The organism is Methylomonas rosea (assembly GCF_024505055.1).
GTDB classification, from domain to species: domain Bacteria; phylum Pseudomonadota; class Gammaproteobacteria; order Methylococcales; family Methylomonadaceae; genus Methylomonas; species Methylomonas rosea.
Genome location: NZ_JANIBL010000001.1, coordinates 89,050 through 110,969, shown reverse-complemented (window position 1 = coordinate 110,969; position 21,920 = coordinate 89,050). Strand labels below are relative to the sequence as shown.

Here is a 21,920-nt window from a genome sequence, read left to right as displayed (position 1 = left end):
GCGCTTAACACTGTAGTATGGATAGCCAATACAGATGCCAACACATCAGTCGCATACGGTAACCTTGTATTATATTTAACCGATATTTAATGTGGATTTAATACTGGATTCATTCTCCTTTGTTAGTGTGCCTTTTGACCAAATTTAGGAGGCAATATGAAAAACAGAACGTCTTTACTCTCGATCACATCCGCGCTGGTGACTACGCTTTTGCTTGGTTCGCCAGCATTGGCAGCCGCCACCGTGCAAGTCGGCGCAAGCGGCAAAACCTACGCATCGAGTTTGGTTAAATGTGCAGCCAACCCAAGTACTGGTGAGCTATTTCCAGTCGTGGAGGCAGGTCTATACAATCCGACAACCAACTTAAGCGCCAGTGTAGCGCTCAACGGTGCCAATGTCGCAAAAGTCACTAACACCAATCCTGCCGTCAACGTATGGCTCGCAGATGGAAACAACACTGTTCTTGTCAGGCTCAACAAAAAAACCGCTGATAAATATGTGTTTACGGTTCAACCGGGCGTCTGCGCGCTACCGGATACTTCTAGTAATACTTTCAGTGCCGACGGCGTTTTAGAATATGCAGCGAGCGGCAAATCCTATTCGACGGTGACTGCCGGCTGCGCATTTAATCCCGCCACAGGCCAAGCACAACCCTTCGTTAATCTGTTTGACAACGGTGGCTACCTGTTGAATGTTTCCATCAATGATAAGCCGCTTACCCAACTCAGTGCATCTCGTCCCAGAACGCCGGTCTTTTTGAGTGCAGGTCTGAATGTAATCTCTGCCGCTAACGGTTTTACTTCCATCGACTACTACGTCCGAGATGGAGGTGATGGTACCTGCACATTACCTTAGGCGAGAAAAGTTGTGCAGGGCACATGATATTCATCGCCCCTGCGCAACAAGCCGCCTACCTGAATCGAAAAGTGAATGGATAGCCCCCAAGACTCTTTAGCGCGAGCAGTTTCAAGTAACCTAAAAATTCAGCAACACCGTTTCACGCCATTCCATTTTCGCTGCGTTTCAGCGGCGAAAAACGCTTTTCTACTTAACGGCGGAAGCTGTTCCGCGTGATGTTCGTGCCAGTGTCGTAGATAGCGTTCATAAGCGGCATCGCCGTTAAGGTGGCGCCAGAATGACCGTAAAGACAGAATGAACGCGCTCATTACATAGCCCAACTTAATCTTTACGCTGCGGTGCCAACTTGACGCATTCGAACATCAGATCGTCAAATTCGTCTTCGCTGTGTTTGCTCGGGTTATATTGCAAGCCGCATTCGCGGTCTTCGCGGATATGTTTGATGTTGCCGTGTATCGACATGGCCACCCGCGATTCCGGCAGGATGATGGAAATCCGCAATTCAGCTTCGTCCACGGCTTGCCCTAAAGGTTCTTTCAAACGAATTTTAATACCACTGTAACTCATATCCACGACCTGGCCGTCGATGATGATTTCACCGCCGGGCGGTGGCGGTTCGATGATGATGTGCGCCACGAGTCCTTCCGGATTAAAACGTATTCGGGTACGGTTTTCGTTCTCCACTGTAATGCTCCATATTTTGGTCCTGAGAGTATAGGCAGAAACGCCGACGCGGCAAAATTTATCTGACATCAATGCTCTGCCGATTCGGCACCGGTGTCCGCCAATAGCGTTGCCGTTTCGCTCGTTCCGCTATTGATTGAATCCTTTCAGGTCCGCTATGCACAGAGATTGCGCCCTGCTCCGCCGTATTCAACCAAGCTATGCCAAGTTGGTTATAGCGCTCGATAATCTGCCGGTGCGGAAAACCGAAGCGGTTTTGATAACCGGCGGGAATCACAATAAGCGCGGGATTAACTTTTTCAAGCAGAGCATGACTAGATGACGTTTTACTGCCATGGTGCGGCGCCAATAATACATCGCTGGCAAGTTCGTCACCGTACTCGCGCACCAGCCAGGTTTCGGCCGCTTGCTCGATGTCGCCGGTCAGCAAAAACCGCTGCCGTGTGCTATTCACTTGCAACACGCAGGAGTTGTCGTTATCGCCGATAAATCCACTTTCCGGAGGCGATAGAATCTTAAAAGTCACTTCGTCCCAGCGCCAAGTTTGTCCGGTCCGGCAATCCTCCCCATATTCGCGTGCGGCCCATTCCGGAACGCTGCTAACGACCTTGTCTACCGGCAATTCAGCAAGTATCGACTCCGCGCCGCCGCTATGATCGTTGTCGCCATGACTAATCACCAAGCTGTCGACTTTAGCGATACCCTGCTCGCGTAAGAACGGTAAAACCACTGAATCGCCAATATCGGCATATTCCGAATAACGCGCGCCGGTATCGAATACCAGAGTATGTTCTGCAGTTTGTACCACGGCCGCTAAACCCTGGCCCACGTCCAGCACAGTCAGCCAGACTTCGCCGGGTTTCGGTTTTTCTACCTGCACGAATATCAGCGGTAAAAATAGTACCGGACTTATATACCGGCATGGAAAACCGCTTGGCGCCAACAGCAGGAGTACACCGATGGCCGCCAATCCAACGGCATACCAGGGCGGCGGGAGGCAATAGATGCTGGCTAAGGGTAATTCGGCCATGTACGAAAGCACCCACCACAGCCCTTGCAGCATATAGTCTAGGAGTTGTAGCAACAGCGCCGCCAGTGCCGGCCAGATAAACAGCAAGACCACCGCCAACAAAGCCGGCGGTACGATCAATATGCCGATAACCGGCACTGCCAACCAATTGGCGACAGGCGATATCAACGATACCTGCTGAAAAAACACGATCAATAAGGGCGACAAGCCCACCGCCGTAGCCAATTGCGCGCCGCCGGCTTCGCGCCAGTACGAGGGTCTGCCCAATCGGCCCGCCGACACGTAAATCAACAACGCCACCGCCACGAATGACAACCAAAAGCCGACCGATAACACCGCCGATGGATCGAACAGTAATACAGCCAGCAACGCCAGCAATAAAATGCGCATCGGCGCGGTGTTACGTTGCCAGGCGATTGCCGCTAGCGCCACGCTGAGCATAATCACCGCACGCAGAGTTGGCACCGAGTATCCCGCCAAACCGGCGTAAAACACGGCAGCCAGCCAGGCGCACAAAGCCGCCGCGCGTTGCGGCGAGATTGCGAGTACCCCGGTCCAGGCCCAAAGCCGCCTGGTCCAGAGGTAAATCAGACCGGCGACCAAGCTAATATGCGAGCCGGAAATCACGATTAAATGCACAACACCGGTGATTCTGAACACTTGCCATTGCTGCTGAGTAATCGCGTTTTGGCTGCCGATAGTCAGTGCTTTTATGATGCCCAACTGCGCGCTGCCGGGCAAAGCTGCGTCCAGCCGGTCGGCAATCGCTTGCCGCCACTGGGCAAAATATTGACCGATACTCGGCGAGATACTCGTAAGTTGCGGCGTAGGTTTCTCGCGCACATAGCCCGTCGCACCGATATGGTTGGCAAATAACCACGCTTCGAAATCAAAGCCGCCGGGATTGAGGCGGCCATGCGGTTTGCGCTGTTTTACGTATATCTCCCAGCTCTGCCCGGCAGCCAAAGTCAATTTTGGGTAATACCAGCTCAGACGAATTTTATCCGGAAAATCGCCGGACGGAGCCGTGACAATAAAATCAAAATTGGTTCGCTGCTCTTGTTGTTGCGGCAGACTGGCAATATAGCCTTGTACCTTGATTTCTCTGTTTTGATAAGCGTCAGGCAATTGCTGGGACAGTCGCCAGCTGCCATATAAACTCGCCCACAACACCCCGGCAAGCAGCGCGAAGATTTGCCAATTGCGACGGTATAGCAACAGCAAACAGCTCACAGCCAAACCGATAAACTCAAACTTACCCGGTAAGCGGCTGAATTGTTGTACGGCAACAATACCCGCCAGAAATAGCAAACTGGTCGCGTTCATTGTTTCTCCAACTCACTTTTATCCTTTACTAAACACCTCATATTTTCTACCAGATAAACTCCGCCGCCAGGCGTAATTAGCGCAGTCTAGTCGAATTTTTAAACTTCTCCCCGTATCAACAGCTGTCATAGACTGGTTGTTGTCTAATTAATCCTGCAAAATAGCTGGTTGCCGCGCCCGGCGAATTTTCTTTTTTAACTTATAGCGCCCAAGACTGCTTAGCAGGCGGACTGCCGCTAAAACGCCAACTGTTTACCAAATGCCAGAGACCCATTACCCGCTGATTGTCCGCCCGCGCTTTATCCCCAATGCCCGTAAATGGTGGCGCTTGTGCCATGTTTATCTGGCATTGAGTCTGGGGTTGATATTTGCGCTGATCGGCTTGACCGGCAGTTTGAGTATTTACCGGGAAGAGCTGGATAGCTTGTTCAATCCGCAATTGCGCGTCGATGCCCCCCAAACCCCTGCTTTGTCTCCGGACAAGATCGTCGCGGCGGTGCGCGCGGCCAATCCGGATCGGCACGGTGCCTGGACCCTGGAGATGCCGCGTACGCCAGACGGCATGATCACCGCGTGGTTTGAAAAGCCTAAGGAAAGTGTGGACGCTTTTTATGCGCCGTTGATGGTCCCTGTCAACCCTTACACCGGCCAGGTTGTCGACAGCAGGCTATGGGGGCAGACGCTAACTACCTGGCTGTTGGATCTACATACCCAATTGCAATTGGATGGCTTTGGCCGGAATGCACTGGCGGTTTTGGGTGGTTTATTATTATTGTCGGTATGCAGCGGTTTGTATTTGTGGTGGCCAGGCTGGCGAGCGTTGCCCCGCGCCTTTTCGGTAAGTCAAAACACTGGCTTGATGCGGCTATTGTTTGATTTGCACCGGCTACTGGGAGTAGCCAGTTCGGGATTTTTAATCTTGCTGGCCTTTACCGGTTTTCACTTGGCTTACCCTCCTCTGCTGGAAAACCTGACTGCCGCATCAGGCATGGGACATGGTGACGCCGGCCCGAATGTGCGCAGCACAGCAATACCCAATGACCGGCCGATTAGTCTATCGGAAGCAATCCTAGTGGCGCGCGGGCCGTTTCCCAGCTCGGAAGTCCGGCGTATTACCACACCGGTCGGCGAACTGGGTACCTATCGGATCAATTTGCGCCAACTTAACGAGATCAATCAACACCATCCGTTCACTACCGTCTGGGTTGACCGCTGGAGCGGGCAGATTCGCGAACTGCAAAACCCCAGCAAATTCTCGGCGGGGCAAACCTTTACCACCTGGCTTTGGCCGCTCCATACCGGCGAAGCCTTTGGCGAAAGCGGCCGCTTGCTATGGTTTTTTGTGGGATTGACGCCGGCCTTCCTCTTTTTTAGTGGCTTAATCCATTGGTTGTACCGGCATGGCTTCGTCGCGGATCGAAAAGTAGACCTGAAACGCACAGCTGGAACGGCTATAGCGGCTTGCATAAAGGCATCGGAATGTGCGGCCAAGGCTATTTTTAAGGTGGCTATCCCTGCTGCAAACAAAATTTTGCAAAAATTATACGGCCGAATCAGGCGGGTAAAACGCCTAGAATAGCGGCTCGCAGCGTGTTTCTGAGACGATTAACGAAACAGCACTTTTGCTAGTTCCTGGGTTTTCAGATATTGGGTTTGCAGGTCGGCGAATATCTCGGCCTGACAGGCAGGACTGATGGCCAGTTTCTCGAAGGCCGCGACCGGCCATGTGTCTTTATTGTCGAACACACTACCAACCATTTGCGCCGCAGCGCCGACCAACGCGGCGTGTCGCGAATAGTTGCCGGCATAGACCGGGTTACGATGGTAGCGAATAATCGCCACCAAGGCTTCGGGTATGCCCCAGGAAACGGTCAGATGCGCGCCTACTTCGCAATAATCGGTATGCAGCACTTTGCGTAAGGCCTGATTCAAGTCCACTTCGGGATTGGCTAGTTTAAAACGCAGAGCTTGGTGGGTCTCCTCTGGCAGGATGTCGGCCATGCACAACAAGCCGATGTTATGCAGTATGCCGCCGGTATGCACGGTTTGCGCCAAATGCTCATTGCCCCGCTCCGCCGCAAGTTCTTCGGCTAGCGCACGGGCAGCATGCGCCACCAGCATGGTACTAATCCAATAGCGTTTAATATCGAAACTTCGGCACTCCCTGACATTAAACGGCTTCATCACCGCCAGTCCGATACCGACACCTCTTACAATATTCAAACCCAGTTTTAAACAGGTTCTCTCCAGCGACGTCACTGGTTCGCTGGAGTTGTTAAACCAGGCCGAATTGGCCAAGGCAATCAGTCGGGATGTGATCGTTGCGTGTCCCGCCAGAATCTTCGCTAACCGGGCATAATCCAGATTATCGTCGGACAAGGCTTTGACGACTTGATGAACATCATGCGGCAAAGAAGGCAGCCGTTTAATATCCGCGAACCGCTCCGGCAATTCAAGATCAGTCATAATCGTTTACTTGTCTGTCGTTAGGGGGCATATTTCGACTGAATAAATTCCAGCCGAAAATCTCTGTCAAACATCGCCGGCAGTTCGGCGGCGGTTAAAGGTTGGCTAAACAAATAGCCTTGAACCACCTGACAACCCAAGCCACTCATCACCATAGCCTGCTCTATCGTCTCGACGCCTTCCGCCACCAGCGAGAAATCCATTGCGTTGGCCATGCCGATAATCGTACCGAGCAGAATGGGGGTTTGCGGGTTGAACAACACATCCTGAACAAAGGTGCGGTCGATTTTCAGGCAATCCACCGGTAACTGCTTCAGCGAAGCCAGCGACGAAAAACCGGTGCCGAAATCGTCTATCGCGATTTTCACCCCTATTCCCTTCAGTTTTTTAAAAATCTCCAAGTCCGCCGCGGTTTGCATGGCACTTTCCGTCACTTCGATTTGTAAATAGTGAGCCGGCAATTGTGTATGTTTGAGAATTTCCCGTAAGGTGAACGGGAATTGCGGATCGCGGAAATGACTTGCCGATACGTTGACAGCCGTAGTGAGTAGTGGCAGCCCTTGTTTTTGCCAAGCGATTAATTGCTCGCAGGCCAGTTGAATAGCCCAGTCGCTGATTTTACCGATCAAACCCAAGGCCTCGGCCAAAGGAATAAACTCGCTAGGCCCCAGTAAACCGCGCAACGGATGGCGCCAGCGCACCAAAGCTTCGATACCTATCATCCGCCCATCCAACATACTTACTTGCGGCTGGTAATACAATTCAAGCTGTTGATGCTCCAGCGCATCCCGCAAGGTTTGCTCATCTTGCATCCGCTTAATCGCTAACCCCGTCATCTCCGGCCGATAGTAAGCGTAGCGCTGTTTGCCTGCGCTTTTGGCTGAGTACATGGCGGTATCGGCTGCTTTCATCAGGTCGTGCTCGTTCTCGCCATCTTTTGGGTAAATAGCAATACCGATACTGACGCGGGGCTTTAAATGGTGTGTGTCGAGAATTAAAGGCCGGTTGATTTCCTGCAAACAACGCTCGGCAATTTCCATGGCCTGAAATTCGTCGGTAATGCTGCTGGCGATAATACAAAATTCGTCGCCGCCCAATCGGGCGGCAAAATCCTCTTCTCGCACCACGCTTTGAATACGTTGCGCTATGGCCTTCAGAAACTGATCACCGATGTTATGCCCAAAACTGTCGTTGACATACTTAAACTCGTCCAGATCCAGGAATAAAAACGCAAATTCCAGCTTGCCGCGCGCCGAGGCTTTGATGGTCTGCTGGATACGTTTGTGATAATGAACACGGCTGGCCAGACCGGTCAACTCATCGAAATACGCCAACTGGTGGATAATTTGTTCCGATTGCTTTTGCTTGGAAATATCCTGAACCGTACCGGTAACGAAACTCAGCTGTCCGCTGCTGATCAAGGCGGTATCCTGACGGACGCTGATTGGGGTTTCCAGATCCGGCCGCAACCTGTACTCGACATACTCTACTTGTTCGCCCTGGGCAGCCGCCTCAATCAAGGTCTGCACTATTTTGCGGTCCGCAGCCTCGATTAAATTCAGATAATTGCTCAGTTCTCCCCGAAAATAGTCGGCCGGCATTTGGCACATTTCCGCTAGAAACGGCGAGATTTCGAATTTATCCTGCTTCGGATCCCAGGTCCAGTAGCCCAAGCCCGCGATGCGTTGCGCGGCGGAAAGTTGCTGCTTACTGTTGCGCAATTCGGCGGTGTCGTGGCTGGAGCGCAGCAGAAAACGGATGTGATGAATCAGCACCACATGATTAAGCGGTTTAATAATAAAGTCGGTAGCGCCTACTTTGAATGCCCGGTTTATCGATTCTATGTCTTCCAGACCGGTAGACATAATGATGGGCACGTCGGTCATGGCGGGATTAGCCGACATGCGCCGGCAGGTTTCAAAACCGTCGATACCGGGCATAATCGCATCGACTATGACCAGATCCGGAATTGCCGCTTCCAACAGCTCCAGTGCCGCTTCTCCGCTCTCCGCCTCCACGACGTCGAAGCCCGAGGATTTTAACTGCTCGCCGGTAATCAATCTGAAATTCGGATCGTCGTCTATCAGTAAAATTCGCTTGGCTTCCAGCGACAGGTCGGCTATTCGATTGTCGGTGCTAACTTGGGCTACATCGGGCAGCGCTGTGTTGGCAATAGCGCGCAACTCCGCTAAAGCCGCCGCCAATTGCGTCTCGAATACCGCCAGCAGCGCCGGAATCGCCGCAAGATCGGCTTGGCGGCCGGCCGTTTCAAGCAATAGACAGGTTTTAGACAACTCCTTGGCACCCAGATTGGCGCTGGACGACTTAAGGGCATGAGCCATATTGGCTAACAAATCCGCTTGCCCATCGGCAGCGGCTTGTCTAAGTTTCTCCGCTGTTTCCGGTGAAGTTTGCAGATAGAGCGCTATGGCTTTGTTTAATAAACTTACCCCATTAGCATCTTGAATATCCCTCAGCTGCGCCAGATCGGCCTGGCAAATCGGACTGGCCGTGGACTCAACTTGCAAGATCCCGTCCGACTGTTGGAGCGGAGCGTGGCCTAATACCTTGTCCGCTGAGTTTGGTAACCAATTTAGCAAAAGATGGCGCAGTTGTTCCTTGCTGAACGGTTTGCTCAAATAGCCGTCCATACCGACCATTTCGCATTGGTCGTGTATGCCTTTTTGCACATCGGCGGTTAAGGCAATAATTGGAATTCTGGTCGAGGCCGTCGCTTGCTCATGCTCGCGAATTTTGGCGGTTGCCGAAAAACCGTCCATAACCGGCATATGACAATCCATCAAAATCAAGTCGTAGCGACGCCGGCAGGCAGCTTGCAATGCTTCCTGACCGTCTTTTACCACCTCCGCGTTGCAGCCCATGCTTTCCAGAAAGCTTTTCACCACTTCCTGATTTACCAAGTTATCCTCGGCCACCAAAATGCGTCCCGATAGCCTGATTTGTTCGGGCGTGACGGCGGAAGACGCTGTTTGCTCCAAGGGTGCGAACGTGGCGATTTCCAGCAGGCAATTAAGCAGTCGTTGTTGGAAAACCGGCTTGTTCAAATAAAAGCTGATGCCGTATTCGTGGGTTAGACCGGTTTTAATGCTGACATTTTCGGAGCTGAGCATAATCAAAGGCAGTTTGGGAATACGCTGGTCGCGTTGAATTGCCTTAGCCAGGGTCAAGCCGTCCATGACCGGCAAATGCCAATCCAACAGGGCTACTTGAAACGGATTATTTAAAGTGGCCGCCTCGACCAATATTTTCAGCGCCCAGGGGCCGCTATCGACAGTCGTGACATGGGCGCCCCACAGCGAAACCTGATCGTGGAGTATGTCGCGGTTTATGGCATTGTCATCCACTACCAGGATGTGCAGACCTTCCAAAGCACTGGTATCGGCACGTTCGATGTTGGTCTGGATGCCTAAACCAAATTCCAAGTCAAAGTAAAACCGGGAGCCTCGACCGATATTACTTTCCAGGCCCAGGCTACCGCCCATTAATTCGACTAATTGCTTGGAAATGGTCAAACCTAAACCGGTACCGCCATAGCGCCGGGTGATGCTGCCGTCGGACTGCGTAAAGCTATCGAAGATTTCCGCCTGACGCTCAGCGGCAACACCTATGCCGGTGTCGATTACTTCGAATAATAAGCTGACTTTATCGCGGGCCGAATTTTCCGGAAAGCTCACTTTAAGCTGCACATCGCCTTGTTCGGTAAATTTGATGGCATTGCTCAGCAGGTTAACCAGAACTTGCCGTAACCTTTCCGCATCGCCTTGCACAATGAAGTGCATTTGGTGCGGCAGATTCAGTATCAATTCCAAACCTTTACGGTGGGCTTGCTCCGCCATCATTTCCACGGTGTCTTCCAATAAGCGGCGCAGATCGAATTCCTGAACGATCAACTGTAATTTGCCGGCTTCGATTTTGGAAAAATCGAGAATATTATTGATGATGCTCAATAGCGAATTAGCGGAACGATAGGCGGTATCGGCAAAACGACGTTGCCTGTCGTCCAATCCGGACGACATTAACAACTCGGTCATGCCCAACACGCCGTTCATTGGCGTTCTTATCTCGTGACTCATGGTTGCCAAAAATTGCGACTTGGCTTTACTGGCTTGTTCGGCTTGCTCTTTAGCGGATAGTGCTTCGGCGATGCTGATACTCAGTTCTTGATTTTTTTCTTCCAATTGCTGGGTACGTTCGACAACCTGCTGCTCAAGAGAATTGCGGTGCATGGCCAGCTGATCGTCCCGAAACTGGATTTCGGCAAGCATGGCGTTGTAAACATCGGCTAGATCGCCGAATTCATCGTTGCTGGTCTTGTTAATTCGATGCGAAAAACTCTTCTCATGCCCCACCGATTGCATCGCGTCCATCAGTTTAAGTAAGGGCGCCAAAAATATTTGCTGCAATTTTGTGGTCAAAATACCGATTAAGATCATGGTAAACACCACGATCAAACCCATAGTCGAATAAAAAGCTTTTAATATGGCGTAGAAACCGCTTTGGTCATCCACCAAATGCAATACACCCACCACATCGCCATCCAGTTCTATCGAACGGACAAAATGCAGATTGTTTTCCTCATCGTATTTGAATACGTTTTTTTCTCCGGCCTTACCGACGATATTATTGGTATAAGGAAACAGGCGGTTATACCAGCTAGCCAAAACTTCGCCCATAACATCAAATATGCCTTCAGAGCTAGGAACAGATTGCGCATCGTTTAAAAGCGCGGAAGCTTTTTCCGCATCCCAATGACTAACACCGAGTTTTTGCGAGTGATAGTCGGCAAATAACTTGCCTTGTTTATCGTATAGCTCGGCATTTAATATACTATCCCGAGTTTTCAGGCTATTCAGCATAGTATTAGCCGACACCGTATCTTCAAAAACTAGAGACGCTGAGATATTCGAGGCAATAATATTGGCGATCAATATCAGTTGCTGCTCGGTATCGTTCTTTTTAGCATAATATTCATTCACAACAATCGCAGTGCTTGCCGAAAATAGCGTCAACATAGCAATCAAAGTCATAATAAATACTAACTTGATCTTGATAGGCGCATTATTAAACCATTTAAACATGCGATTATCTCTCCTAATTATCCCCGACAATTTTCGCTAAGCGCAGAAGGCTGGAACTAATCGTTAGCCCCGAACTTTTAACCAAGGAAAGATTGATATGTAACTGTATTTTTCCATCGGTATTCACCATGGCCACCATGCCTCCCGATCCAATAAAATCGGCTTCTTCACCTATCGTCAATACCGGGTATTGTCTGGTATCCAAAAAAACTTGCGACAAAACAATATTGGGCAATTCGCTTAAAAACAGAATATGACATTGATTTAAATTACGTAACTTATCCGAATTAATTATTTTAATAACTCTATCTCCAACCGCTTTGCCACTGATTGAATCGAAAGATTGCAATAATACATTGTCTCCCACCAAACAAACCTGGAGGTTATTTCCTGAATTGACAAACGCCTGCTCAGGCCATTGCGTAAAACGGGCAAAATTAAGAGTCAACGCGGCCAATACCGTATATTGTTCAAGCGCCAACGGCGCCGCGGATGACGCGTTTGAACTCATTAACATTAATGCTAACAGATAAATTTTTATAGCGTTTTGCATATCCGTCGCAACAATAATCCAATTAAATAGAAAAAATGCAAAACATTCTACCTGCTAGCGGCACTAGAAATTCCAACTAATTTTGCCGTACATACCCCGATCAATAAATGTCGGCAGTATCAAGTTTTCCTGTTGATATTCCAGGTGACTATTCGTTAACAGGTTTTGACCGACCAGGGATATTTCCAGATCGGGTTCCGGACGCCAAGCCAGGCGCGCGTCCATGGTCACGTAATCGGGGATATAACTATTCCCGGATGCGGTCGCTGTGAGATTGTTACCGACATAGCGAAACCATACGTCAAAGTCCAAATCCGGACGGATATTGACCGCGCTGCGTAAATTCATGCGCTGTTGCGGACTGATGCCCACCACCGCCATTGCGGTTTGCGGCACTTCGGTTTTCAGCAAACTGTAGTTGGCATCCCACCGCCACCAGTCCAGCATTTGCCAGACAGTCGAGACTTCGACACCATAGGTCTTGGCTTTCAGGTTATTGCCAAAGGGTAAAGGCTGGACCAACACGCCGCGCGTAGGATCGAAATAAACGGTGCCTTGCGACGCGTCGCGCAGATGCGCATAGTCGTTGTAAAAAGCCGTGACGTCCAGCGACACGGATTTAATCATGGTGGTGCGATAGCCCACTTCGTAGGCAAGGACATCTTCGCTCCGCAGGCTTCTGTTACCTTGCAAGGCCAGTTCCACCGGGATAAAAAATGGCGATGACGGCGGCACAACCGCCGTCGTCAAGCGCATATTGGCCTCGCCCCGCGACGGTGTGCGCACCGCTCTGGATACCCCGGCCCAAAGCCGGTGATTCAGGGCCGGTGCCCACATCAGTCTGGCTGTGGGCTGGCCTTCAAATCCGGTGAAATCGTTATGCTCGAATTTGTTGCCCACGGTCAGCCACAAGGTTTGGTCTATCAATTCGATTTCGTCTTGGACGAATGCGCTGAACAACTGATTTTTCCGGTGAGCGGGCGACATGCTGAAGATACTGCCGCCCTGGAGCCGGTCGGAGGTAAGCTGGTAACCAAGCCCCCAAATCAGTTCATGACTGTCAAATAAGCCCAAGCGATGTTGAAAATCCAAGTCGAAAGTATCCCGCCCCTCGGACATCCACTCTTCGTTGCGCCGATAGTAGTCGTAAAACAACTGCAACGACATGTCGGACTGGGTGGAAAACGTATGTTGCCAGCGCCCCATGATATTGCCGCCGTAAGCTTCGGCTTTGTCGCGGGCAACTAGGCTATAGGGCGAAATAACGCTGGGCTGCGACAGAACCTGATTGAGATGGCTGTGATAAAGATCGCCCTGAAATTTAAGTTCGTCAGTCATGGACAGCTGAGAATCCAAGCGAAACCCACCCTGTACTTTATCCCAGTCGTCGCCGGCACCCATGCCCTGCGCATTGGTATTTTGGTCGCGTTTAAATCCCTTGGCGTACACTCGGCCAGTTGTGTCCTCGCCTAAAGTCGCACCGTAGCGAAACGCACCGAAGCCTTGTTCTTCGGTACCGCCGCCCGCAGCAAGCAATCCGCCCTGGGTTTTCGAGCTATGTTTGGTGATGATGTTGATCACGCCGTTCACCGCGTTCGCTCCCCATAGCGTCGCACCGGGCCCTCTGATCACTTCAATCCGCTCCACATCTTCCATCATTACATCCTGGTTTTCCCAATAAGTGCCGGAGAACATGCGGCTGTAGGTGTTGCGGCCATCGATCAACACCAATAATTTGTTGGAGAAACGGGCGTTAAAACCACGGGCGCTCACCGCCCATTTGTTGGAGTCGATACGCGCCACGTCAAGGCCCGGTGCCATGCGCAATGCCTCGGGAATACTCGTGGCACCGATACGTTTGATGTCGTCGTGGGTGATCACAAATATCGCTGCGGCGGAATCGTTTAAGGCTTGGGCTTTCTTGGAAACCGAAGTGACTTCGACGTTAAGCAAGTCTTCGACGTTCAGCTCAAGCGCATCTTGAGCTGCGGCCTGCAAAACGCAGGGCTGAGCAAGCAACAGTAAAAATCCAGTTATATGTTTTTTCATGGGCGCTTTTTGGGCAGTGCTGTTAGTTATTCATTTATGTCTATCAACCCGCTAGTCGCGGATGCTTGGAATCTAATATCGGTGCAACGTTTGGACTACCGGTTTTGCCTTGAATAAACGGTGAAAAATATTCCCCACACTTGGGAGCCTTGAAGATCAAGAAAAGAATCGAATCTGACAACTGGTTTATAAGACAAGCGGGAACGGCAATATTTGAAGGCCGGGTTAATAATAAACATGGGAGGGTAATGGGTGTTTCGATATTGGTTTAAACTTTTGGCAAGTCTAGTTCAATTATTGAATTCGGGCAGGTGATGGGGAATACGCCGGCATCCATGCTCAGCCAAGCCGGCAACAATGCGCCGACTCGGCAGGCGGAAAATTATGTGGATCTTGGGTCAAGCCAGGAAATTAAGCTGCTGTACGCTGCCGGCTTTGCCTTGTTCAGTTAAATAGATGCCACTACTAGCGATTTCTCCCAATGCTTGATTGGCCGTATCTTTCAATTGAAACGGGGTAGTCAAATGGCCTAAGTAAATCGCGCCGACATGTTTATCGCCCAGTGCCAATAATTGCTGCGAACCGTCATCATGACGTTGCCAGATGCGCAGTTGTTTGTAGATGGCATCGCCGGCATCGATAAATTGATTTTTATCGTCGTCGTAAGCCGCTAAATCCGCAAAGCCGTTGCCATTTCTCGGACCGAACAATTCCGAACCGTCGTTAATCAGACCATCCTGGTTTTTGTCCAATGCCAACAGACCGCTGCCGGCTTTCAGGCCGGCAATTTGATCCAAACTACCATCGGCATCGATATCGAATTGAAATCGGGTACTGCTCAGTTCTGCGGCTGTGCCGTCGAAATTGATGACCAATGGATCGGTTTTCACCGCATCGCCGGCGCGGATACTCAGATTGGATTCGGTGTAAAAGCTGCGGCTCATAGACAAGGACACCGAAAAACTCAGCGTTTGCCCATCCTTGGTGGTAATACTGCCTTCGGCGCTAAAACTGGTCGTTTCGCTTTCGAAATAAGACTCGGATTTTTGATATACCAGGCCATACCCTTCACGCTCCGGGGCGGATGTTGCCGGTGCTTGCTGCGGCGCCTGAATAGTCACTGGATCGGCTTGCGCTTTTAGTTGATCCGGTGCGAATAATTCAAAATCCCGGCCGGTAATCTCTTTGACCATACGTCGAATGATTTGCAGCAACAGATTATCTTTGGAATTGAGTGATGTATCGGTATCCAAGGTTTGGGTTGCGGTCGCGGACGTTTGCGCCGATTGGCTTAGATCGAGGGTATCTTGAATTGCCTCGCGTGCCGTTTCGGAACGGTGCTTTCGCACTTTATCGGGATTATCTTCCGGCTTATCGATCCAGACCCGCAACGATTCACTGCGTTTGCTAATCTGTTGCGCTTGATGCTGGCTTTGCAGGTGGACGGCGGAATTCTGGATAATCATGGCAACCCCCATAGCTCGACTGGTTTGAGCTAAATATCGGCTGCCGGCCTGAAATATTAAATATTTAGTTTGTCTTCTATTTTTTGTTTGTAGTTTAGGAAATGGGCGGCCTGTAACTGTTCGTTTCGGTCTGTGCCCAACAGACGGCAAGGCACGTCTATTTCAGTGATGTGAAACGGATAGTCGTCGTGGTTTTTCCGATAGCCCAGTATGTGAGCGCGAATCGGTTTAAAGCTGTCGGCGTTGGCGACGGAAAACTTGTGTTCGTTACAGTAGATCGCGATAGCGCCGTTTTCCTCAGTCGCTATCCGGACTCGCAGATCCATAACACTGCCGCCTAGTTTGACCGGCACGGCCTGACAAGACAGCACTCCCGCCGAGTTTCGCTGAATTTCATAAAATTTGACACTCAAGCCATCCGGCAATTGCGCGCGCGCCAGCAAGGTTCCCAAAAACACCGAGTAGTGGGTGATGACGTGTTCGGGATTGGCATTGCTGTGCTGATGGACGAACAATGCGCCTTTTTCATCGAGTACGTAAACACCCACATGCTTACTAGTTGCGTGATAAAAAACCTGAATCACATCCGCCAAATTCTGCGCATATAAAGACGGAATATAGGTTTGATCCAGTACGTAGGCGTCAAAAAATACTGCGGAAAATTGCGGATTGGGTTTGGCTAATTCATGCAGCAGTTGGTTTTGGGTGTCCAGCCGATAATAGCCCAGGCTGCCGTTTCTAAGTTGGAACAAACCATAACCCGTCTCGGCTGCCACAATATAGCGCTGCAAGCCGTCCCGGCCGGATGCGAAAAACTTCAGCAAATTGCCGAACAAGGCTTCGATGCGCAAGATGATGCTTCTGCCGCGCACCGGGTTGTAACACAAGGCCTGGAGTTTATCGGCGAATAAAGGCGCAGCGCTGTTATTGAACACATCGACGAGGCAGTTAAAAACACCCTCTATGCCGATATAGCGTTGCAAGCTGGCCTCGCCCCAACTGGACACGGATAAGCGTTGGATGCTCTGGATGAAACACTGGCGGCTGTCGCCATAACTTAAGGGGTCTGAACGTTCGCTCATCACTAATTGCTGATTGTTCGCGTCGATGGCCAAACTTTCGCCCAGATTAATCAGTAACAATGACGACGAGATGCGATTGGGCTCACCGTAAATTTCCAGATCGTTCTCCCTGCCGGGCAAATAGCGGCTGAGAAACGCATTCAACTCATTAAACAATTGATACAAATCATTATTGGCAATTTTAAGACTAGGGGTAACCAGTTGCAGATTGAGCGATTTTTTATATAAGCCGTTTACCACCGCCCAGCACAAAATTTCGAGCAAGCTTTCGCCGGATTTAATAGCGCTTTCCGGGGAGGCTTTCTGTGACGCCATTCTATCGTCATATAAACACCAGCGCGGCGGCACGTCGTCAGCGAGGACTTCGACAACGACCAGCAAATCGGGTTTGGCATGGACAGTGGTTCGGGTGGTTAGCACTTCAATTTTGTCGGGGCGTAAATCCAGCGTCGCCCGCAATTTCCGGCCAATCAATTTCAAGTCTCTGTTTTCGCGTTGTGCCTGATCCAAAGGCAAACCGGAAAACTTTAAAATCATCCGCAGGCATTGTTGCAGTTGATCGCGAATCACCACATGCTCGACGCTGGCCTTCTTGATATCCCAAAATTTTTGACTGGCCAAATTGTCCAGTAAATCATCCGGCCATTCCCATTGACTTGCCACGTTGTGCAGATAATCTTCACGTTGCAGACGCACTCTGTTCTCCGTGAGATTTTCGGAGGCGGCCATGATTTTCATGTAAAAACATTCGCGAATCAGATTCAAGCGCCGTTTGGACTGCGCCTGACGCAGATAGTCATCCACTTTGCGGTACATCAATAAGTAAGGATCCAGGCTTTCGACACTGAAATCGCCTTGATATACCGCCTGTTTTAATGACAAACACAGCCACTGCGGATCGGGAAATTCACTGGCATAACTTTCCATCAGCAACAGTTTTAACAAGGACTTATGCGGGGAGGTCAAGGACTTGTATATATGCCAGAGCGTAGCGCTGACGAATTCCGCCATCGGCATATCTTGCAGGCCGCCGAAATCGACAACGTCCGTTTCCGAGACGAACCGATTCTCCAGCAAATGCGCAACATATTGCTTATAGTATTTTTCCTGTTGCGGCGGTACCAACCACCAGACCGGTACCCGCCCGGCGATGTAAATCGAGGTACGGTAAAACTCTTCCAACAACAAATAATGTTGGGTTTCGCCGCTACTTTCTTTGGAGATCGGCGTATTTTCGCCGCGCAAAAACTGCGTGGCATCGACCAGAAAAAAATGCGTCTCGATTTTTAAGGTCGCCGCCCATTTTTCCACTTCCTGAGCTTTTTGCCGCAATTCGTTTAATTCATCCGGCGCCAAAGTAGATGAATGACAAAGCCAAATATCGATATCGCTATTTTTTGAAAACGCCATACTACCGACGCTACCCATTAAAAAAATTGCCTGAATGGGGTAGTGTCTTAAGGCTTTGCGCTTGTAGACAAAGCCTTTGGAAAATTGCTTGGCCACATCGGTGGTTTGCTTATTGGGAGTGTAATCGGGAATACCGGCCGGGCCTTCCAGCGATACGAATCCGGGTAACAAGGGATGGTTTTGATGAAACAGTAAAGGCAGCAGCTTCAAGAAATCCTGCTGGCGCGGCTGCAGAAAACTTTGTACATGTTGCAAACGCAACTGGTTGAAGTGCTTGAAACGTTGGGCGACCGCATATAGATCTTTTTTGCTGATCTCTTCGCCCGGCGCGCCTAAGTGGATGGGTAGAAATCGATTGGTCAAAGTTGCCGCGCCTAAATCAAGTGTGAGGCCAGTATAGAAGAATCAACCCGGCTTGTGAAAGTTAAGCTGGACGAAGCGCCCATTATCGTCGTCAAAGCTGGTAAAACGGGTCAAACAGGCGTGCGGCAAATCGATATGAAAACTTTGGGTAACCGGCAGATTGAAGGCTTGTGCAAATAGCGCTCTGATCACGCCGGCATGAGTAACAACCAACACCCGGCGCCCGGCATGCGCAGCCAATAAGCGTTCCCAGCCTTGCCTTACTCGGGCGGCGAATGTTTGGTAGCTTTCGGCACCAGGCGGGGTAAATTTCACCGGGTCTTCATAAAATGCCGACAGCGCGTCGGGCCACCGGTTGGAAATTTGCTCGGCGGTTTGGCCTTCCCAAGCACCGAAATCGATTTCACACCATGCCGGTTCGATCAGTAACTCCAATTGCTGTTGTTCGCACCAGGCGGCAGCAAAGGATCGGCAGCGCCTCAGCGGCGAACTGATCACCGTATCCCACTGCCCTTCCCCGCATTGGCTATACATTTGCCGCCACCCGCGTTCGGTAAGCGGATCGTCTGTCACACCGCGATAATAAGAGCCACCACGGGCTTCGCCATGTCGCAGGAAATCTATTATGGTCGGCTGATTCATCGGGATTGCGTCGGCATCAGGTGTTCAAGGTATCCATCAAATCGATCATAAACTCCATTTCTTCGTCCTCGATCCGTTGCCATGCACTGAAGCCTAGGGCGTTCAGCACACCTCCACCTTTTTCATCCCTATCCATCTCCAGTAATATTTTTTGGAAGTCGTCGCGGCGACTCTGCAATCTCGGACCTATCATCAGGGAATGATAGATGACGCTAATTTGACTGCGTACCAATATCCGCAATTGTTTTTTTATCATACCGGACAGATTGTCGTATGCCTCTGCCAGAATGATGCCGACATCAGCCTCGCCTTTCAGCAGATGTTTGGCCACGAGCACATGATTATCCGATAACAGAGGAACGATATTGCCGGCATGCAAATCGGCAGGTTCCAACATGATCATCCCCATCAGGCGCACATCCGGATCGTCGGTGAATGCCACACGAGTATTCGGCTTCAAGTCGGCCACATCGTTGATATTGCTATCGGCGTTAACGGCGATGATGGCTTCATCGGATTCGCCCTTGGCGCGTACCAGGGGCAAAAAGCCTTTCTCTCTGACCAGCATGGCCGCATCGAAGGGGTTGGCGTAAATCAAATCGATCTTATCGGCGGCAATGGCCTGGTGCAGATCGTGATAATGATTGTACATTTCCAAATGGATGGCTTCGGCACTCTGCTTTTGCAACCAAGTGTTGAAGATATACCAACCCGACAGACGGTCTGGGGCAAAATCCGGGCTAACTGTAAACATGTAAGACATGAGGTTCCCCAATTAGATAAGTGTCGGATACAGCGCGATGCATTCATCGACTTTACTGCGCGAGGGTTTGCGGCGCACCGAGGTAAAACCAACCACCTTACCACCGCGCACATTGGGAATGACCGTCGCTTTTACCCAATAATAACCGCCATCCTTACGTAAATTTTTGACAAATCCTTGCCATTTTTCACCGCGCAGCACCGTATCCCATAAGTCTTTAAAAGCGGCAGCCGGCATGTCCGGATGCCTGAGGATGCAATGCGGCGCGCCGAGTAACTCCGCTTCGGTATAGCCGGACATTTCCACAAACGCCCGATTGACGTGACTAATGATACCGTCCGGTGTCGTCGTGGAAACAATCAATTTGCCGTCGGGATAGGGCGTTTCAAGCTGGGTATACAGCACTTTTCTGGATTTGCCATCGCAATAGGTAAGCGTTGCTTCCTGGTACTCGCCAACGATGTCTTCGGGTTTCATATCAACGATCATGATTTGCTCCGGGTTGCCGGTTAGGGTTTACAGCATTTCGGAAATACTCTCCGCCGCGCGCTTCACGTCAAGGAAGATTAGTCCGAGTTTGGCGTTGGGTTTGGCCAGTACCGTAAGTACGGCTTCGTTACCGGCATAGGTCATCAACACGTAGCCCCTGGCACCCTTGATCAACACTTGTTCCAAATTGCCGCGATTTAATTCTTGCGCGGTTCTATCGCCCAAGGACAACATCGCCGCACTCATCGCGCCGACCCGGTCTTCGTCCATACCGGCTGGTAACACCGACGCCATCATCAAACCGTCGGTGGAAATCACACCGGAGGCTTCTATATCCGCCGAAGTACCGTTCAGTTCGGTTAAAACCGACGTCAGCATGTCTGCTTTCATAATCTAATTCCTCTTGATAATGGGTGATGTTGCGATGCGCTTAATTAGCAGCATCAGCGGCTTTTGTTAAATAACGGGTGATTAAAGCCCAGGCTAAGGTTACAAACTCAGCTTGGTTAAAATGCGGTACGCCGGTTATCGCCAACACGAAACGGTGCCTACCAACAAACATCGGCCAAAAGCCGATTTGACTGTTACCGAAAGGATCGACAATGGCCCAGGCATGGCTGGATATACCCATATTGTTTATCAGTAATCCGGAACGGCGTTTATGCACGGTTGCCAGTTCCGCGCTAAGCGCCGAAAGTTCTTCGGCTACCTCGTGGGCAAAACCGCTGCAAGCCAGATAAAACCCTTGGTCGTCTGCCAATAACACTTTGCCGCTTTCGGAAATCTTTCCCAACAAGTCAGGCAAAATCGCCTCGAGCGCAGCCTGTGGCGCCTGTAGCGGCGTATCCACCCCCTGCACCCAACCCAGCTTTTGACAGTACAAGAGCAATTGCAAGGCTTTGTCCTCGTCGTCGATTTCCATCAAAGTTTGCAACTGCGCGATATTGAGCGCAGGAGTTTGTTCTTGTTGCAGCAAGCGGATTAAAAACCGCCGCGGTTTATCGGTTTCGGGTGACGATACGGCGTAGTAAGCACCAGCGGGAGTGGGATATAGATACAGCCCGTTAATCAAATCAAATCGTTCCATCGCGATTACCCCGCCAAACCAGGATCCAGGGAATACAGCAAGGCTTGCACCAGCAACGACACATCATTCTTTTCCCGCGCGTCCACCGCAAAAACTGGCGGTTTCAAGCCAACACCTTGCAACTGAGCATGGTAGTCTTCTATTGAGGGCGTACTACTCAAATCCATTTGCGTCACCCCAATCGCTACGCTGGTATCGTTGATGAACTTGCCAAACGCGTCCAGAAAAAACCGCATGTCCTGAAAAGGGTCTGCGCGCGTGTTATCTAGCAATAAAATTAAGCCGATGCCGCCGTTGGTTAAAATATCCCACATGAAATCGAAACGTTCCTGGCCGGGAGTGCCATATAAGTGAATTTTTTCGCCGCCCGCCAAATTCATCACACCGTAGTCCATTGCCACCGTCGTCGATGCTTTACGATTTTTGGTCATATCGCTGGCAGCCGCATCGGTTTTGACCGGAGGGACATCGCTAATAGCATTGATTGCAGTCGTTTTGCCGGCGCCCACGGGGCCTGTGAAAATAATTTTGTATTGACTCATCGAGATTCCTT

General features: G+C 50.6%; 17 protein-coding genes. 2 read left to right on the top strand and 15 right to left on the bottom strand.

Annotation, left to right across the window (positions count from 1 at the left end; translation table 11 throughout):
- Nucleotides 1-156 precede the first annotated feature (156 nt).
- Complete coding sequence (locus NP589_RS00515; RefSeq protein WP_256605185.1) at nucleotides 157-855, top strand: hypothetical protein; 699 nt, start codon at nucleotides 157-159, stop codon at nucleotides 853-855.
- A 128-nt stretch (nucleotides 856-983) separates the two neighbouring features.
- On the opposite strand, the gene NP589_RS00510 is transcribed toward NP589_RS00515, so the two are convergent.
- From NP589_RS00510 to NP589_RS00500, 3 genes are read right to left on the bottom strand one after another with little or no spacing between them, the layout of a single operon-like run.
- Nucleotides 984-1,166, bottom strand: a complete 183-nt coding sequence (locus NP589_RS00510) for a CstA-like transporter-associated (seleno)protein (protein WP_081733713.1) — start codon at nucleotides 1,164-1,166, stop codon at nucleotides 984-986.
- A 13-nt stretch (nucleotides 1,167-1,179) separates the two neighbouring features.
- Nucleotides 1,180-1,542 carry a PilZ domain-containing protein gene (locus NP589_RS00505; RefSeq protein WP_256605184.1) on the bottom strand — a complete coding sequence of 121 codons (363 nt, stop codon included), beginning with the start codon at nucleotides 1,540-1,542 and terminating at the stop codon, nucleotides 1,180-1,182.
- A 58-nt stretch (nucleotides 1,543-1,600) separates the two neighbouring features.
- Nucleotides 1,601-3,898, bottom strand: coding sequence for a DNA internalization-related competence protein ComEC/Rec2 (locus NP589_RS00500; protein WP_256605183.1), 2,298 nt, complete (start codon nucleotides 3,896-3,898; stop codon nucleotides 1,601-1,603).
- A gap of 259 nt (nucleotides 3,899-4,157) precedes the next feature.
- On the opposite strand from NP589_RS00500, the gene NP589_RS00495 reads away from it, so the two are divergent.
- Nucleotides 4,158-5,477 carry a PepSY-associated TM helix domain-containing protein gene (locus NP589_RS00495; protein WP_256605182.1) on the top strand — a complete coding sequence of 440 codons (1,320 nt, stop codon included), beginning with the start codon at nucleotides 4,158-4,160 and terminating at the stop codon, nucleotides 5,475-5,477.
- A gap of 26 nt (nucleotides 5,478-5,503) precedes the next feature.
- Here the strand turns inward: NP589_RS00495 and NP589_RS00490 are convergent, their stop codons facing one another.
- The 12 genes from NP589_RS00490 to NP589_RS00435 form a co-directional block, all read right to left on the bottom strand.
- Complete coding sequence (locus NP589_RS00490; RefSeq protein WP_256605181.1) at nucleotides 5,504-6,364, bottom strand: HDOD domain-containing protein; 861 nt, start codon at nucleotides 6,362-6,364, stop codon at nucleotides 5,504-5,506.
- A 20-nt stretch (nucleotides 6,365-6,384) separates the two neighbouring features.
- Nucleotides 6,385-11,463: a response regulator gene (locus tag NP589_RS00485; RefSeq protein WP_256605180.1), complete on the bottom strand. Its 5,079-nt coding sequence runs from the start codon at nucleotides 11,461-11,463 to the stop codon at nucleotides 6,385-6,387.
- Between the two features lie 13 nt (nucleotides 11,464-11,476).
- Complete coding sequence (locus NP589_RS00480) at nucleotides 11,477-12,016, bottom strand: YfiR family protein (RefSeq protein ID WP_256605179.1); 540 nt, start codon at nucleotides 12,014-12,016, stop codon at nucleotides 11,477-11,479.
- A 63-nt stretch (nucleotides 12,017-12,079) separates the two neighbouring features.
- Nucleotides 12,080-14,065: a TOL_0244 family TonB-dependent receptor gene (locus NP589_RS00475; protein WP_256605178.1), complete on the bottom strand. Its 1,986-nt coding sequence runs from the start codon at nucleotides 14,063-14,065 to the stop codon at nucleotides 12,080-12,082.
- Nucleotides 14,066-14,463: 398 nt separating this feature from the next.
- Nucleotides 14,464-15,531, bottom strand: a complete 1,068-nt coding sequence (locus tag NP589_RS00470; RefSeq protein ID WP_256605177.1) for an SPM autocatalytic domain-containing protein — start codon at nucleotides 15,529-15,531, stop codon at nucleotides 14,464-14,466.
- A 56-nt stretch (nucleotides 15,532-15,587) separates the two neighbouring features.
- Nucleotides 15,588-18,386 (bottom strand): class I adenylate cyclase, encoded by a 2,799-nt coding sequence (locus tag NP589_RS00465; protein WP_256605176.1) that lies wholly within the window; start codon nucleotides 18,384-18,386, stop codon nucleotides 15,588-15,590.
- A 42-nt stretch (nucleotides 18,387-18,428) separates the two neighbouring features.
- The gene (locus NP589_RS00460; RefSeq protein WP_256605175.1) at nucleotides 18,429-19,028 is read right to left on the bottom strand and encodes a histidine phosphatase family protein; all 600 of its coding nucleotides are present in this window, start codon (nucleotides 19,026-19,028) and stop codon (nucleotides 18,429-18,431) included.
- A 16-nt stretch (nucleotides 19,029-19,044) separates the two neighbouring features.
- Complete coding sequence (locus NP589_RS00455) at nucleotides 19,045-19,791, bottom strand: phosphate/phosphite/phosphonate ABC transporter substrate-binding protein (protein ID WP_256605174.1); 747 nt, start codon at nucleotides 19,789-19,791, stop codon at nucleotides 19,045-19,047.
- A 12-nt stretch (nucleotides 19,792-19,803) separates the two neighbouring features.
- Nucleotides 19,804-20,280 carry a PAS domain-containing protein gene (locus tag NP589_RS00450; RefSeq protein WP_064037402.1) on the bottom strand — a complete coding sequence of 159 codons (477 nt, stop codon included), beginning with the start codon at nucleotides 20,278-20,280 and terminating at the stop codon, nucleotides 19,804-19,806.
- Between the two features lie 27 nt (nucleotides 20,281-20,307).
- The gene (locus NP589_RS00445) at nucleotides 20,308-20,670 is read right to left on the bottom strand and encodes a roadblock/LC7 domain-containing protein (RefSeq protein WP_020481940.1); all 363 of its coding nucleotides are present in this window, start codon (nucleotides 20,668-20,670) and stop codon (nucleotides 20,308-20,310) included.
- Between the two features lie 40 nt (nucleotides 20,671-20,710).
- Nucleotides 20,711-21,367 carry a hypothetical protein gene (locus tag NP589_RS00440; RefSeq protein ID WP_256605173.1) on the bottom strand — a complete coding sequence of 219 codons (657 nt, stop codon included), beginning with the start codon at nucleotides 21,365-21,367 and terminating at the stop codon, nucleotides 20,711-20,713.
- 5 nt (nucleotides 21,368-21,372) lie between these two features.
- Nucleotides 21,373-21,909, bottom strand: coding sequence for a GTP-binding protein (locus NP589_RS00435; protein ID WP_064037400.1), 537 nt, complete (start codon nucleotides 21,907-21,909; stop codon nucleotides 21,373-21,375).
- Nucleotides 21,910-21,920: the final 11 nt, after the last annotated feature.

What these genes read in the sequence shown, in the direction of transcription:
- NP589_RS00475 (WP_256605178.1), bottom strand. Translation starts at nt 14,065, where the DNA reads ATGAAAAAACATATAACTGGATTTTTACTGTTGCTTGCTCAGCCCTGC.
- NP589_RS00495 (WP_256605182.1), top strand. Translation starts at nt 4,158, where the DNA reads ATGCCAGAGACCCATTACCCGCTGATTGTCCGCCCGCGCTTTATCCCC.
- NP589_RS00515 (WP_256605185.1), top strand. Translation starts at nt 157, where the DNA reads ATGAAAAACAGAACGTCTTTACTCTCGATCACATCCGCGCTGGTGACT.
- NP589_RS00490 (WP_256605181.1), bottom strand. Translation starts at nt 6,364, where the DNA reads ATGACTGATCTTGAATTGCCGGAGCGGTTCGCGGATATTAAACGGCTG.
- NP589_RS00470 (WP_256605177.1), bottom strand. Translation starts at nt 15,531, where the DNA reads ATGATTATCCAGAATTCCGCCGTCCACCTGCAAAGCCAGCATCAAGCG.
- NP589_RS00485 (WP_256605180.1), bottom strand. Translation starts at nt 11,463, where the DNA reads ATGTTTAAATGGTTTAATAATGCGCCTATCAAGATCAAGTTAGTATTT.
- NP589_RS00460 (WP_256605175.1), bottom strand. Translation starts at nt 19,028, where the DNA reads ATGAATCAGCCGACCATAATAGATTTCCTGCGACATGGCGAAGCCCGT.
- NP589_RS00435 (WP_064037400.1), bottom strand. Translation starts at nt 21,909, where the DNA reads ATGAGTCAATACAAAATTATTTTCACAGGCCCCGTGGGCGCCGGCAAA.
- NP589_RS00500 (WP_256605183.1), bottom strand. Translation starts at nt 3,898, where the DNA reads ATGAACGCGACCAGTTTGCTATTTCTGGCGGGTATTGTTGCCGTACAA.
- NP589_RS00480 (WP_256605179.1), bottom strand. Translation starts at nt 12,016, where the DNA reads ATGCAAAACGCTATAAAAATTTATCTGTTAGCATTAATGTTAATGAGT.
- NP589_RS00510 (WP_081733713.1), bottom strand. Translation starts at nt 1,166, where the DNA reads ATGAGCGCGTTCATTCTGTCTTTACGGTCATTCTGGCGCCACCTTAAC.
- NP589_RS00450 (WP_064037402.1), bottom strand. Translation starts at nt 20,280, where the DNA reads ATGATCGTTGATATGAAACCCGAAGACATCGTTGGCGAGTACCAGGAA.
- NP589_RS00455 (WP_256605174.1), bottom strand. Translation starts at nt 19,791, where the DNA reads ATGTCTTACATGTTTACAGTTAGCCCGGATTTTGCCCCAGACCGTCTG.
- NP589_RS00440 (WP_256605173.1), bottom strand. Translation starts at nt 21,367, where the DNA reads ATGGAACGATTTGATTTGATTAACGGGCTGTATCTATATCCCACTCCC.
- NP589_RS00445 (WP_020481940.1), bottom strand. Translation starts at nt 20,670, where the DNA reads ATGAAAGCAGACATGCTGACGTCGGTTTTAACCGAACTGAACGGTACT.